The 14370-nt window shown below is 65.3% G+C and carries 14 protein-coding genes; 7 read left to right on the top strand and 7 right to left on the bottom strand.

Annotated elements, in window-relative coordinates:
* Positions 1–12: 12 nt before the first annotated feature.
* Positions 13–2196 carry an AAA family ATPase gene (locus CH281_RS04650; RefSeq protein WP_027498462.1) on the top strand — a complete coding sequence of 728 codons (2184 nt, stop codon included), beginning with the start codon at positions 13–15 and terminating at the stop codon, positions 2194–2196.
* A gap of 53 nt (positions 2197–2249) precedes the next feature.
* On the opposite strand, the gene CH281_RS04645 is transcribed toward CH281_RS04650, so the two are convergent.
* Together CH281_RS04645 and CH281_RS04640 are read right to left on the bottom strand one after the other, a co-directional pair.
* The gene (locus CH281_RS04645; RefSeq protein ID WP_032365137.1) at positions 2250–3002 is read right to left on the bottom strand and encodes an isocitrate lyase/PEP mutase family protein; all 753 of its coding nucleotides are present in this window, start codon (positions 3000–3002) and stop codon (positions 2250–2252) included.
* A gap of 60 nt (positions 3003–3062) precedes the next feature.
* Positions 3063–3473 carry an NUDIX hydrolase gene (locus CH281_RS04640; RefSeq protein WP_027498464.1) on the bottom strand — a complete coding sequence of 137 codons (411 nt, stop codon included), beginning with the start codon at positions 3471–3473 and terminating at the stop codon, positions 3063–3065.
* 248 nt (positions 3474–3721) lie between these two features.
* Here CH281_RS04640 and CH281_RS04635 point away from each other — a divergent pair, with 248 nt between their 5' ends.
* From CH281_RS04635 to mnhG, 6 genes are read left to right on the top strand one after another with little or no spacing between them, the layout of a single operon-like run.
* Complete coding sequence (locus tag CH281_RS04635; RefSeq protein ID WP_032406515.1) at positions 3722–6571, top strand: Na+/H+ antiporter subunit A; 2850 nt, start codon at positions 3722–3724, stop codon at positions 6569–6571.
* Positions 6568–7209 (top strand): Na(+)/H(+) antiporter subunit C, encoded by a 642-nt coding sequence (locus tag CH281_RS04630; RefSeq protein ID WP_094693164.1) that lies wholly within the window; start codon positions 6568–6570, stop codon positions 7207–7209. Before CH281_RS04635 ends, CH281_RS04630 begins: the two co-directional genes overlap by 4 nt.
* Complete coding sequence (locus CH281_RS04625) at positions 7206–8849, top strand: Na+/H+ antiporter subunit D (protein WP_027498466.1); 1644 nt, start codon at positions 7206–7208, stop codon at positions 8847–8849. Before CH281_RS04630 ends, CH281_RS04625 begins: the two co-directional genes overlap by 4 nt.
* Before the next feature lie 2 nt (positions 8850–8851).
* Positions 8852–9493 carry a Na+/H+ antiporter subunit E gene (locus CH281_RS04620; protein ID WP_228139369.1) on the top strand — a complete coding sequence of 214 codons (642 nt, stop codon included), beginning with the start codon at positions 8852–8854 and terminating at the stop codon, positions 9491–9493.
* Complete coding sequence (locus tag CH281_RS04615; protein ID WP_027498468.1) at positions 9490–9747, top strand: monovalent cation/H+ antiporter complex subunit F; 258 nt, start codon at positions 9490–9492, stop codon at positions 9745–9747. Before CH281_RS04620 ends, CH281_RS04615 begins: the two co-directional genes overlap by 4 nt.
* On the top strand, positions 9744–10085 hold the full coding sequence (gene mnhG, locus CH281_RS04610) for a monovalent cation/H(+) antiporter subunit G (protein WP_032374729.1): 342 nt from the start codon (positions 9744–9746) through the stop codon (positions 10083–10085). Before CH281_RS04615 ends, mnhG begins: the two co-directional genes overlap by 4 nt.
* On the opposite strand, the gene CH281_RS04605 is transcribed toward mnhG, so the two are convergent.
* The 5 genes from CH281_RS04605 to CH281_RS04585 all read right to left on the bottom strand — a co-directional run bounded on the left by CH281_RS04605 (position 10051) and on the right by CH281_RS04585 (position 14305).
* Positions 10051–11340, bottom strand: a complete 1290-nt coding sequence (locus tag CH281_RS04605; protein ID WP_094693162.1) for a phosphatase PAP2 family protein — start codon at positions 11338–11340, stop codon at positions 10051–10053. The genes mnhG and CH281_RS04605 overlap by 35 nt on opposite strands.
* Before the next feature lie 38 nt (positions 11341–11378).
* Positions 11379–12509: a glutamate--cysteine ligase gene (locus CH281_RS04600; protein ID WP_230598178.1), complete on the bottom strand. Its 1131-nt coding sequence runs from the start codon at positions 12507–12509 to the stop codon at positions 11379–11381.
* Position 12510: 1 nt separating this feature from the next.
* Positions 12511–13233, bottom strand: coding sequence for a superoxide dismutase[Cu-Zn] (sodC, locus tag CH281_RS04595; RefSeq protein WP_032365131.1), 723 nt, complete (start codon positions 13231–13233; stop codon positions 12511–12513).
* A gap of 96 nt (positions 13234–13329) precedes the next feature.
* Positions 13330–13866, bottom strand: a complete 537-nt coding sequence (locus CH281_RS04590) for a LytR C-terminal domain-containing protein (RefSeq protein ID WP_230591907.1) — start codon at positions 13864–13866, stop codon at positions 13330–13332.
* A 103-nt stretch (positions 13867–13969) separates the two neighbouring features.
* Complete coding sequence (locus tag CH281_RS04585) at positions 13970–14305, bottom strand: DUF3263 domain-containing protein (RefSeq protein ID WP_032365130.1); 336 nt, start codon at positions 14303–14305, stop codon at positions 13970–13972.
* Positions 14306–14370: the final 65 nt, after the last annotated feature.

Raw genomic sequence — 14370 nt, 5'->3', positions numbered from 1 at the left:
TAGGTTGGACGTGTGACCGAATCCCGAACCCCCGAGCTCGTTCTCACCACCCGATTGAACACCTCGGCTGCCGACGCCAGGCGAGGCGTCGTCCGACTCCATCCCGAGGTCTTGGCGGCGCTCGGTCTGCGGGAATGGGATGCCGTCTCGCTCATCGGTTCTCGGCGTACGGCTGCGGTGGTTGCCGAGGCTCCCAGCGGAATCCCGCAGGGTACCGCGCTGCTCGACGACGTCACGCTCTCCAACGCCGGACTACGCGAAAATGCCTCTGTGTCAGTCGCTCCCGTGACGGTCTACGGGGCGAGAACCGTCACGGTCACCGGGTCCGCCCTGGCCACCGGTTCCATTTCCGACGCCACCCTGCGCCAAGCGCTCCTCGGCAAGGTCCTCACCGTGGGCGACACCGTGTCGCTCCTCCCCCGCGATCTGGGGCCCGGCACATCGACGTCGACGGCCACGCAGGCACTGTCGCGAACGTTCGGGGTGGCGTGGACGACCGAACTGTTGACGGTCTCGGCCGTCGAACCCTCCGGCGGTCCCGTGAGCGTGCAACCCAATTCTGCGGTGAGCTGGGGACGCGGCACGGTCGCCTCGGGATCACCCGAATCGGCCTCGGCCACATCGGTTCCGACGCCCGGAGCTGCGGCCCCGCCACGCGTCAGCGCAGCCGACCTGGTGGGTATGAGCACTGCACAGGCCAAACTCACCGAGTGGCTACGACTGGCGCTCGACGAGTCGGAACTGCTCGCCACCCTCGGCGCATCTCCGCATCTGGGTGTGCTGATCACCGGCCCCGGCGGAGTGGGCAAGACGACGTTGGCACGCGCCGTCATCGGCGAACGGCGATGCGTCGTGCTGGACGGGCCGTCGATCGGCGCATTGGAGGCGTCGGCTCGCGTCGAACGCGTCACTGCTGCGGTGGACGAACTGACCGGCGCGGGGGTGCTGCTGATCACCGATGTCGACGCGTTGCTGCCGTCCGATCCGGAGCCTGCGTCGACGTTCGTCCTCGATGTGCTGCGCCGTGCCGTCGACACTCCCGGCTTCGCACTGATCGTCACGACTGCACATCCCGAGGCCACCGACGCCAGAGTGCGTGGGCAGGATCTGTGCGATCGCGAACTGACCCTCACTCTCCCCGATGCCGCCGGTCGCAGAGCGTTACTGGAGCATCTACTGAAGAAGGTCCCTCAGGGTGATGTCGACCTTGTCGAAATAGCCTCACGGACACCAGGTTTCGTTGTCGCCGATCTCGCTGCCCTGGTGCGCGAAGCGGCGCTACGAGCGGCTGCGCGAGCGTCGAACGATGCCACGGCCGCCTCACTGATGCACGACGACCTGATCGGCGCGTTGCAGGTGATTCGGCCGTTGTCGCGCTCGGGTGCCGAGGAATTGGCGATCGGCAGCCTCTCCCTCGAGGACGTGGGAGACATGGTCGAGACGAAGCAGGCCCTGACCGAGGCCGTACTGTGGCCGCTGCGTCATCCGGATTCGTTCGCGCGCTTGGGCATCGAGCCACCGCGAGGGGTTCTGCTGTACGGCCCACCCGGATGCGGCAAGACGTTTCTGGTGCGCGCCCTGGCCAGTTCGGGCCAGCTCAGCGTGCACTCGGTCAAGGGCGCGGAACTGATGGACAAATGGGTCGGGTCCTCGGAAAAGGCTGTGCGCGAACTGTTTCAGCGCGCCCGAGACTCCGCCCCCTCGCTCATCTTTCTCGACGAGGTCGACGCCCTCGTACCGCGTCGCGGGCAGAGTTCGGATTCCGGTGTCGGCGACCGAGTGGTCGCGGCACTGCTGACCGAGCTCGACGGCGTCGAACCACTGCGCGACGTCGTCGTTCTCGGCGCAACGAACCGGCCCGATCTGATCGACCCGGCTCTACTGCGGCCCGGCAGGCTCGAGCGCCTGGTCTTCGTCCCGCCGCCGGATGCCGATGCGCGAGTGGACATCCTGAAGGCGTCGGGCAAGTCGATCCCGCTCGCCGAGGATGTCGATCTCGAATCCCTCGCACGCGATCTGGACGGCTACTCCGCCGCGGACTGCGCGGCCCTGCTGCGCGAGGCCGCACTGACGGCGATGCGTCGGTCGATGGACGCAGCGGACGTCACCGCCGAGGATGTCGCCACCGCTCGGGCGACGGTCAAGCCGTCACTCGATCCCGAGCAGGTGGCGCATCTGCGGGCTTACGGGTCGTGAGCGGAAACTCGTAGCAGGCTACGAAGTTTCACTCACATGCGGCGCAGCCGCTCTCACTTCCAGCGGGCCAGAACTTCTTCGGCGCGCTTGGCGAGCACCATCTGGAAGATCGGGCCGAAGCTGATGCGACCGACGCCGAGGGAAGCGAAGTGCGAGAGGTCGCCCTCGGCGGGGTTGGCGATGGCGTTGATGGGCAGCGGGAGTTCTTCGGCGAGACGCTTGTAGTCGTCGTCGTTGTGGAAGCCGACGGGGTAGAGCGAGTCGGCACCGGCAGCGGCGGCCAGTTTCAGGCGTGCGATGGCGCGGTCGACGCGATCGTTCTCGTCACCGATCTGCTTGACGAACAGGTCGGTGCGGGCGTTGATGACGACGTGGACGTCGGTGGCGTCTGATGCCGCGCGGAGGGCTCCGACGAAGTCGGCGTGTTCCTGTGCTTCGCGGAGTCGGCCGCCCTCGCTGTGGACGGTGTCCTCGATGTTGAGGCCGACGGCTCCGGCGGAGATCAGTCCGTCGATCAGGCGCTTGGGGTCTTCTCCGTAGCCGGATTCGATGTCGACCGAGAGCGGTGCGTCCACGGCGGCGGAGATCTGGGAGATGCGGGTGAGCAGTTCGTCGAAGGTGATGCCCTCGTTGTCGGGCTTGCCGATGGAGTCGGAGACGGGGTGGCTGCCGACGGTCAGTGCAGTGAAGCCGGCGGACACGGCGAGGTTGGCGGACCAGGCGTCCCATACGGTCGGCAGGACGACCGGGTTGCCCGGCTGGTGCAGCTCGAGCAGGGTGGTGGCCTTCTGGGACAGGTCGGTCATGGAGACTCCTTCGCGGCGGTTGTGGAGAACGTACGTTCTCCCACATCCAACATACGCGCTTCAGTCGATCAAATCGAGGGCCTTCATTCGGTCGAACACCATCAACGACCCCGGGGCGACATCGGGCATGGCGGCGTACTCGTCGCGAGTGAAGTACCGAATCTCGGCGATCTCGCTGGTCGGCGTCGGCTCGTCGGCAAGATCGGCGAGAAAACACGTGATCTCGAGCGGGGTGCCCATCGGATGGCCCCAGGCCTGGCACTCGAACACTCCGAGCAGCCGAACGTCGATGACCGCGGCGTCGAGTTCTTCCCTGATCTCGCGGTGCAGCGCCTGCTCGGGCGACTCGCCGGGATCGATCTTGCCGCCGGCCATGTAGAAGGCAGATTTGCCCGTCGACCGCGTCTGAAGCATGCGGCGGTGGCGAACGTAGGCAAGACCGGCGGTGCGAATGGGTCTCGGTTCACTCATCGACGATCGACTCTCTCTATCGGAAACGTCCGGTTTGTACCGCATGGCACGCCGTCGACCACGCAAAGTAGGATGGAAACCGACAAACGTGCCCGCCACCGTTCGGTGGTCGGTCCGCTATTTCTCACAGACCGAGTCTTCGGAGACCCAGGTCGATTTCACACACAATTTCACGACCCTACTCATCGCCGCCCTACGACCACCGCCCCGGCCCGAAAGCCGAGGCGACCGAGACGACGGAGTGATTTTTGCTCGCTATTCTTCTTGCGCATGCCGCCGCCGCGCTGCTCGCGCCGCTTCTCGTCCGGTGGTGGGGACGTACTGCATTCTTCCCTTTGGCCCTGGTGCCACTGCTCAGCCTGATCTGGGTGTTCGGCAACTGGAACACCGACCAGAAGCTGCACATCGAATGGGTTCCCGGCCTGTCGATGGACATCGACATGCGCTTCGATTCGCTCGCCGCCATCATGTCGTTGCTCGTTCTGGGCATCGGTTCGCTGATCCTGCTGTACTGCGCGCGCTACTTCGAGGACGACGAGCCCAGGCTGGGCCTGTTCGCCGCCGAGATGGTCGCGTTCTCCGGAGCCATGTTCGGTCTGATCACCAGCGACAACATGCTCGTGCTCTACATCTTCTGGGAAATCACGACGGTGTTGTCGTTCCTGCTCGTCGGTCACTACGCAGAACGCGCGTCGAGTCGGCGCGCCGCGACGCAGGCTCTGCTCGTCACCACCGCAGGTGGTCTGGCGATGCTGGTGGGCATCATCGTCCTCGGCCAGGCCGCTGGGTCGTACAACCTGTCCGACGTCGTCGCGAACGCCCCGGGCGGCTGGCTGCCCGGAGTGGCGATCGTGTTGATCCTCATCGGCGCACTGAGCAAATCGGCCATCGTGCCGATGCACTTCTGGCTGCCCGGTGCCATGGCCGCGCCGACGCCGGTCAGTGGTTACCTGCACGCCGCCGCGATGGTCAAGGCCGGTATCTACCTGGTCGCGCGCCTCGCTCCGGGTTTCGCGGACTCCGGTCCGTGGCGCGCCACGGTCATCAGCCTCGGATTGCTATCGATGATTCTGGCCGGGTGGCGAGCACTGCGTGCATTCGACCTGAAACTGATTCTGGCGTTCGGCACGGTCAGCCAGCTGGGCTTCCTGATGGTCCTGGTCGGCATCGGATCCGAGAAGGCCATGTTGGCCGGTCTGACGATGGTGATCGCGCACGCGATGTTCAAGGCCACGCTGTTCATGGTGGTCGGCATCATCGACCACACCACCGGCACCCGAGACATTCGTAAGCTCGCCCACCTGGGCAAGAAGGCCCCGTGGCTCGCCGCCATTGCAGCGCTCGCGGCGGCGAGCATGGCCGGACTACCACCGATGATCGGCTTCGTCGGCAAGGAAACAGCCCTGTCGGCCGTGATCAGCACGCCGACGCTCGACCCCACGGTCGCGGCTGTCGTCGTCGCGGGCCTGGTGATCGGCTCGATTCTGACGGTCACCTACAGCATTCGGTTCGTCTGGGGCGCGTTCGCCCGCAAACAGCTCAAGCGTCCGAGCCCGTCCGTCAGGGCCATGCATGCACCCTCCGCATTGTTCCTCGCCGCGCCCGCGTTCCTCGCCGTTCTGGGTCTGATCGCCGGATTCACGTCCTCGGTCGTCGACCACATCGTGAGCCCCTACGCCCGAACCCTGCCGTCGTACGGGCAGGAGCCTTACCACCTGGCGTTGTGGCACGGGTTCAACCTGCCGCTGGCGCTGACCGTCGTCGTCGTCACCGGCGGCGTCGGGCTGTTCATCGCACACCGGGTGGTCAACCGACTCAAATTCGAGCATCCGCCGCTCGGTAACGCAGACCGCATCTACGACAACGTGCTCAAGTCCATGGACACCCTGTCCATTCGCTTGACCGGCACCACGCAGCGTGGTTCGCTCCCCCTCACTCAGGGCACGATCCTGCTGACGCTGGTGCTGCTGCCGATCATCGTGTTGATCGTCGGCCAAGAACCCGGCCTGGATTACACGCTGTGGAACACCCCGCTGCAGCTGGTCATCGGAGTGATCATGATCGCGGGTGGCCTCGGCGCGACAGTGATGCGCAACCGTCTGGCCAGTGTCATTTTGGTCGGACTCACCGGGTACGGCTGCGGCGTCATCTTCGCCATCCATGGCGCTCCCGACCTCGCCCTGACTCAGTTCCTCGTCGAGACGCTGACCCTCGTGGTGTTCGTCCTGGTACTGCGCAAACTGCCCGCCGAGGTCGACGACCGGGGCTCGGCAGGTTCGCGTGGCCCCCGCGCCGCACTCGCCGTCGCCGTCGGAGCGACCGTCAGCGTGCTCGGCGCGTTCGCGATGAACGCCCGCAGTGCCGCGCCGGTCTCACTGCAGTTCCCCGAGGCCGCGTACGAGCTCGGCGACGGCAAGAACATCGTCAACGTGATCCTCGTCGACATCCGCGCCTGGGACACACTGGGCGAAATCTGCGTACTCCTCGTCGCCGCGACGGGCGTGGCCAGCCTTGTGTTCCGCAACCGGCGGTTCGGCAGCGCTCCGCGGGTGTCCGACGCCCCCGCATCGTCGTCGGACACGAACGACGCGGCGGAGACGACGTGGCTGCTCGGCGGCGATCTGATCGATCCGCGGCATCGTTCGTTGATTCTCGAAGTCACGACGCGGTTGATCTTCCCGACGATCATGGTGCTGTCGATCTACTTCTTCTTCTCCGGACACAATGCCCCCGGCGGCGGTTTCGCCGGTGGTCTGACGGCGGGCCTCGCGCTGGTGCTGCGGTATCTCGCCGGTGGCCGGTACGAGCTCGGCGAAGCGGTCCCGATCGACGCAGGCAAGATCCTGGGTCTCGGGTTGATCTTCGCGGCCGGCACGGCGGTGGCGTCGATGTTCCTCGGCGCTCCGGCACTGTCGTCGGCGACGTTGGAAGTGACACTGCCGATTCTCGGTGACATCAAGCTGGTCACCGCATTGTTCTTCGACCTCGGTGTCTATCTCATCGTGGTCGGGTTGGTACTCGACGTGCTCCGCAGTCTCGGCGCGCGTCTCGACGCACAGGTGGAAATGCAGAGCCAAGGCCGAGTGAGTGCCCGATGACCGCAGATGTCGGAATGCTCGTCATCGTCGGCGTTCTCGTCGCATCGGGTGTGTACCTGCTGCTCGAACGCAGCATCACCAAGATGCTGCTCGGTCTGCTGCTGTTCGGCAACGGAGTCAATCTGTTGCTGCTCACCGTCGGTGGCCCGGCAGGTACCCCGCCTATCGTCGGTCGAGACAACTCGCTGCACCAGAACATGGCCGATCCGCTGGCTCAGGCCATGATCCTGACGGCGATCGTCATCACCATGGGTATCGCCGCCTTCGTGCTCGCGCTGGCGTATCGATCGTTCACGCTCAACACCAAGGACGACCTCGAGAACGACCCCGAGGACACCAAGGTCTCCCAGCGCCGTTCGATGGCCGAAGCACCGGACCGCGACCGTTCCGACGACCCGGTCACCGGTGAGCCGAGCTTCGGCGGCGACGCTTTCGACTCGAAGGGCAATCCGATTCCGCTCGAGCAGATCAGGAACCTCGAAGACCTGGAGTGCTACGAGGATCTGCACGACGGCGACTTCGACAACGACGACGACAACCCCCAGCTCCGCGGTCTCGACGGACTCGACACGGCCGAGAAAGACGACAGCCGACCGGAGCACCCCAGCACCGACGACACGAAGGGAGACGACAAGTGACGATCTCCCCGGGCGTGATCGATGCCCTGACGCCGCTGCCCGTGCTCATCCCGATGCTCGCCGCGGCATTGACGCTGGTGCTGGGACGTCGCCCCCGCGCGCAGCGTTTCATCACTCTCGCCGCGCTGACCGCGGTGGTCGCGATTTCGTCGATGATGCTCTACCTCGCCGATCGCGATGGGACCAGCGCGCTGCAGGTCGGCGGCTGGGATTCACCACTGGGCATTTCGCTGGTGGTGGACCGGCTGTCGGCGATGATGCTCGTCGTCTCGTCGATCGTGTTGCTCGCGGTCATGGTGTACTCGATCGGCCAGGGTATCCGCGACGGCAGTGAGAATCAGCCGGTCTCGATCTTCCTGCCCACCTATCTGGCCTTGACCGCAGGCGTCTGCAACGCGTTTCTCGCCGGGGACCTGTTCAATCTGTTCGTCGGCTTCGAGGTACTGCTCGCCGCCTCGTTCGTGTTGCTGACGCTCGGTGCAAGTGCCGACCGGGTCCGCGCCGGCGTGTCCTACGTGATGGTCTCGATGGTCTCCTCGCTGATCTTCCTGATAGGCATCGCACTGGTCTACGGTGCCACCGGAACACTGAACTTGGCCCACATCGCAGTGCGGATGGACGACATCCCGTCCGGCACTCGTACGGCCATCTTCGCGGTGCTGCTCGTTGCGTTCGGCATCAAGGCCGCGGTGTTCCCGCTGTCCACGTGGCTGCCCGACTCGTACCCCACGGCCCCGGCTCCGGTCACCGCGGTGTTCGCCGGCTTGCTGACGAAAGTCGGTGTCTACGCGATCATTCGCGCGCACACGCTGCTGTTCCCGGACGGCTCGCTCGACAATGTGCTGATGGTCTGCGGCCTGCTGACGATGCTCGTCGGCATCCTCGGCTCCATCGCACAGAGCGACATCAAACGACTGCTCTCGTTCACTCTTGTCAGCCACATCGGTTACATGATCTTCGGCGTCGCGCTGTCGACTCAATCGGGACTGTCCGGCTCGATCTACTATGTGGCCCACCACATTCTGGTGCAGACGACCCTGTTCCTCGTCGTCGGCCTGATCGAACGTCAGGCCGGTTCGTCGTCACTGCGACGGCTCGGCGGATTGGCCGCGGCCAGCCCGGTGCTGGCCATCGTCTTCCTGGTGCCGGCCCTCAATCTCGGTGGTATTCCACCGTTCTCGGGGTTCATCGGCAAGGTCGCCCTGCTGCAGGCCGGCAGCGACCAGGGCAGCGTACTGGCCTGGTTGCTCGTGGCCGGCGGCACCGTCACCAGCCTGCTGACGCTCTACGTGGTTGCTCGCGTCTGGACCAAGGCGTTCTGGCGAGCCCGCGCCGACGCACCGGAAGGCGACCTCGCGGACAACAGCCCCTCTGCTCTGCTCGACGATTCCTCGGACATCCAGTTCGGTGACCGCGAGGATGTGGGCCGGATGCCCGCCTTCATGTTGATCCCGACGATCGGCCTCGTCGTCGTCGGTTTGGCGATGACGGTGTTCGCCGGGCGCATCATCGACATCAGCGATCGGGCGGCGGCGGATCTGCGGGATCGCTCGGTGTACATCGACGCGGTGCGGGGAGCCGAGTTCGTCGGCGATCAGGCCTACGAACAGGCACGCGCAGACGAGGAGGGCACCCGATGAAGATGAACCGTTCCTTCCTGCTGCGAATCTGGACACTGGGATGGTTGACGGCTATCTGGGTTCTGTTGTGGGGCAACGTCTCTGCGGCCAACATCCTCGGCGGACTCGCGGTCGGCCTGCTCATCATGGTGCTGTTGCCGTTGCCGCGGGTGCCGGTCGAGGGACGCATCCACGTGTTCTCGCTCGTCAAGCTCGCAGTCGTATTTCTCTATTACGCAGCCGAATCCAGTGTCAGTGTGGCGTGGTTGGCGATCCGCCCGAAGGCACCGCCGGTCACCGGTGTGCTGCGCTGCCGCATCGCCATCAAGTCCGATCTGGTGCTCACCCTCTTCGTCGACGCGATGAATCTCGTTCCGGGAACGATGGTCCTCGAGATCGATCGCACCCGACGCCTGCTGTACGTGCATGTGCTGGACATGGGCACGCAGAAGGCAGTCGACGGGTTCTACACGTACGTTCGGAACCTCGAGAAACTGTTCATCGCGGGATTCGAGCGCGACTCCGACTGGAAGCCGAGCCCCCTGCACTACCAGGAGTACGAGCAGTACCACGGGGTTCTGGGCGACGATCCCGAATCGGGCGATCTCGATACCCCGCGCGACGACAAGATGACCGACGACAAGAGGAAGGGGGACTGGTCGTGACCGTAGTACTGGCGATCGCAGGCGCGCTGCTGATCGCCGCCGCGATCCTCACCGCATTCCGGTTGCTCGACGGCCCGAGCACGTTGGACCGCTTGGTCGCGATGGACACCATCCTTGCCGTGTCGATGTGTGGGCTCGGCGTGTGGGCGGTCTACAGCCGCGACACCACACTGGTGCCTGCCATCGTTGCGCTGTCCCTGGTCAGCTTCGTCGGGTCGGTCAGCATCGCACGGTTCAGAGTGAGGGACGAATGAGCACGATTGCCCAGGTCATTGCCTCGACCTTCATCCTGTTGGGGGCTCTGCTGGCCTTCACGGCCGCCGTGGGCATCGTTCGCTTCCCCGATACCCTCTCGCGCATGCACGCGGCCACCAAGCCGCAGGTGGTCGGGTTGATCATGGTGCTGGTCGGCGCGATCATCAGCCTGCGCGGCAATGTCGACATCTGGATGCTGGTGCTGGTCGGCATCTTCACTCTCGTCACTGCTCCGGTGATTGCGCACACCGTGGGACGCGTCGCCTACCGGGAACAGCGCGGGCGCGACGGCCTGCTCATCGTCAACGAGATGGAACCGAACGAACCCGATCAGTGAAGCGCGAGCGATCTGCGAAGAACGCGGTATGGAATCCGAACGCCATACCGATCAGGATTCCGAGCACGAGTGGACCGAACACCAGTGGGGTCGCGGCGAATTCCTCGGCGAGGTAGCGGTAGCTCAGCAGTAGTGCGGCCATCGCGACGCAACCGTAGGTCACCACCGTGATCCGGTCGCGGTCCCATCCCCGTTCAGGGTCGCGCAGCAAAGATTCGATGGTGAGGCACAGGACCGCGCCCGCCACCAGGTCGACGCCGTAGTGGTAACCGAATCCGAGCGTCGCAGCCAGTGTTCCCAACAGCCACAGTGTGCCGCCGGTGCGCAGCCACCAGGGGCCGCGTCGGGAATGGATGAAGATACTTAGAGCCCACGCGGTGTGCAGGCTCGGCATGCAGTTGCGCGGCGTCTGCGAGTCGAACGGGATCTCGCCGAGGGTGCCCGAGAGCGAAACCGACTGCGTCGGCCACGACTCGAACGCGAACATCGGTCCCACCACCGGGAACAGCAGGTAGAACACCGGTCCGACGAGTCCGATGAGCAGGAACGTACGGAACAAGAAGTGTCTCGGCCACGCTGACCCCGCGGCTACCCCACGCAGTTGGTACAGCGCAACGATGATCGCCGCGACGGGGAGCTGAATGTAGATCCAGTGCAGCGTCCCCTCGGCGACCGGGCCGAGTCGGTCCAGGATGCTGCCGAGCACCCAGGACGGATTTCCCAGCGCATGATCGGCGGCGTATGCGTATTCGTCGAGAACGTAGGGCCGGACCAAGGTCGTGATGTGCAACCAGGCATCGCCGGCCTTGGTCGCGAGCAACAACAGTGCGCCGAGGGCGACGCCGCGCATCGCCCGAGCGTCATGCCGCCGGACGACATGGAACGCGAGTGCGACCAGCACCAGAGACGGCCCGTTCCCGACGGTCGGTGGCACATCGAACAGATACCGGCCGCCCAGTACAACGGCGTCGAGTGCAGCAGCGACGGCCAGTACGCGCAGGCGGGTGGAGTTGTTCAGACCTACCGTGGCCAGGACGAGCGCCGCCCACGGCAGCGACATCGACTTCGGTGTTCCGAACATGTCGTTCCACATGCTCGGCAGCGGGCCGGGGAAGTTCCATTTCCACGCGACGACCTGCAAAGTCACCAGGAACGCAGCGACGAGGACGGCACCGACGATCAGAGGACGAACAGAGTCCTCACGTGTCGCATCGACCTCGACGCTCTCGACGTCCCCCTGCAGCACGCCGTTGATCGTAAACGCTGAGTGAACACAAAATTAAATACAGAGGGTCACGATTGGAGATCGGTGACCAACGACTCCACGACGGCACGTAGATCGCCGCCGGATTTCGCGGCCACGGCACGCTGGCGTTGATACGAGGCGCCGAGGCGGGGAATGTCGGCCACCGCGGCAAGCTCGTCGACGCAATTCAACCGGACCGCCGTCGGAGTCAACTTCTCCAGTAGGTCGTGCAGATCATCGGTGACCAGCCGCTCGTTGCTGTCGGCGTCGAGAATGATCTCGGCGTCGAGTCCGTACCGGGCAGCTCGCCACTTGTTCTCCTGGACGTGCCACGGCGGGATCGTCGGCAGGGTCTCGCCCGCTTCGAGTCGTTCGTCGAGATGCACGATCAGGCAGTGCGTCAACGCGACGAGGGCCGCGAGTTCACGCTTGGTCGATGCGCCGTCGCACACCCGAACCTCGATGGTTCCCCACTTCGGAGCCGGGCGGATGTCCCAGTGCATGCCCCCGAGCTGCTCGATGACGCCGGTCTTGAGCTGATCACGAACGAAGCCCTCGAACTGCGACCAGTCGTCGAACTGAAACGGCAGACCGGCCGTCGGCAACTGCTGAAACATCAGTGCTCGGTTACTTGCGTATCCGGTGTCGTTGCCCGCCCAGATCGGCGACGACGCCGACAGTGCCAACAGGTGTGGGTACTGCAACAGCAACGAGTTGAGGATGGGAAAGACCTTGTCGGGAGAGGACACGCCGACGTGGACGTGCACGCCCCAGATGAGCATCTGCCGACCCCACCACTGGGTACGCGCGATGAGTTCGTCGTAGCTCGGGGAGCTGGTCAGCTGCTGCGTCGACCATTCGGCGAACGGGTGCGTCCCGGCCGAGAACAGATCGATCCCCAACGGATCGGCCGCCCGACGAACGAGCGAGAGCGATCCACTGAGATCCTCCATGGCCTCCCCGACGTTCTCGCACACTCCAGTGACGAGTTCGACGGTGTTGCGCAGCAGTTCCTTCGTCACCCGAGGGGTGTCGCCGGCGAGGTCACGAACGCCGTCCATGACTGCCTCGGCGGAGTTGACCAGATCCCGCGTGCTCTTGTCGACGAGCGCGATTTCCCACTCCACGCCGAGCGTGGGTCGCGGAGAACTCGCGAAGTCGATCCGGGGAGCGTTCAAACTACTTCAGTACCGCGCACGCCGCCCGAGCACCGGCATCACCGGTCATCAGGGTCGCCATGTCGGGTACCGCAGCACCGTCGGGCAACGTGTACCGCGGCGGGATGTTGGCGAAGTTGTCGGCACCCTCGTGCACGATGACCGACGTTCCGGCACCACCGGCGCGCAGGTCGTCCAGCGTGATCGCATCGGTGGTGGTGACCAGGCGGCCCGTGCCGTCCTCGCCCACCTGGATCGACGACAGGTCGCCGCTGGAGGGGTGTTCGGTGCGTCCGTCGACCTGCAGGTGACCACCCGCAGAGAGGAAGTTGCCCGGCTCACCGCCGGTAGGTGCCACCGAGTTCGGCTCGCAGGCCCCGACGGTGTGGACGTGGAAGCCGTGGAAGCCCGGCGTCATGTTCTCGACCTCGGCCGTGACGGTGAGCTTCTCGCCCTCCGACGCGAACGACACGGTGCCCACCTCGGCACCGGACGCGTTGCGGAGCACGCCCTCGATCATGTTCTCGGAGCTGCCTTCCGAGCCACTCTCTGCCCGACCGTCACCGGCGACTGCGGCCGCGGACGGGTCTGCTTCACCGGTCCACACCGGCGGCACCGTGCCGGGTGTGTCGGACGCGACCTCGCCGTTGCTGCAGGCAGAGAGCCCGAGAGCGGCGATCGCGAGGACCGGGGCCACGTAACGCAAAGAGCGGGTCGCAGCAGTGCGTCGCTTGAACAGGTCCATCGAAGAGTGCTCCTCTTTCGGGCAGGGTGAAGGGCTTGCAAAATCATAACGTGCCGACCGATTCGGCCGAACCGGACAGGTTGTCATGCCGGCGAGTTACTGCGTCACGATGACGACGACACCCGCGGTGGATTCGAGTGAACTTGGTTTGGGCTCGGCCGGAATGCCGAGTTGGGTGGCGATCGTCTGCGCTGCCTGCTGCTCACCGGTGTCGGTGCCGTAGTACACCGCGGTCTGGGCGAACTGGGCTTCGCTGAAGTTGCCGGTCTCGGCGACCGTCCAGCCCTCGGCGGTGAGTGTGCTCGCAGTGCCGGCGGCGAGCCCGGAGACGTTGGAGTTGTTGAGCACGCGCACCTCGACATCGGCGGCGGCGCGGGAAGTGGTTGCTGCGGAGGACGTGGTCGACGACGCGGCAGGAGCCTGCGCGGCGGGAGCTTGGGTACCGGGAGCTTGCGCCACCGGAGCGGCAGCCGTCGTCGTCGCGGCAGCGGGCGCCTCTGCGGCGGCATCCTCGGAATCGGAGCCGGTCAGAGACAGTGCACCGACCGCTGCGAACAGGATCGCGAGCGAGATCAGCACCATGGCCAGGGCACGGAGGGGTGGCCCGGTCTGTTCCGGGTTGGGGCTGCTCACGTACTCGACCCTAGCCGACCGTCGATCGAGACCTTTTCAACGGAGCTTGCACCTTCCCCAGGGAGCAACATCTCTCGGCAGAGTCGAAACCCGGCGCGGGGGATCAGACGTCGAAACCGAGCCGACGTGCGGCGCGGGCCTTCTGCCTGCTCGCACGCAAACGGCGCAGTCGCTTGACCAGCATCGGGTCTGCGGCAAGGGCTTCGGGACGATCCACCAACGCGTTGAGGATCTGGTAGTAGCGGGTTGCCGACATGGAGAAGAGTTCCTTGATCGCCTCTTCCTTGGCCCCGGCGTACTTCCACCACTGGCGCTCGAAGGACAGGATGTCGTGCTCTCGTCGGCTCAAGCCGTCCGCACCGACTTCGTTCGGATCGTGAGAGCCGTCCGATCCCGGTTGCTGAGACTGGTTCGAGTCACGCGCTGCTGCGCCGTCCATCCCACTCCTCGACTTCTCGACTCCCCTGGGCCCGTGCGACAACCGACCCCGAGGAAATCTGCTTC

The organism is Rhodococcus sp. 06-221-2 (assembly GCF_002258365.1).
Classification (GTDB): Bacteria; Actinomycetota; Actinomycetes; order Mycobacteriales; family Mycobacteriaceae; genus Rhodococcoides; species Rhodococcoides fascians.
Note: the sequence above shows the minus strand (reverse complement) of the source record. Positions and strands in the feature narration are given on the sequence as shown.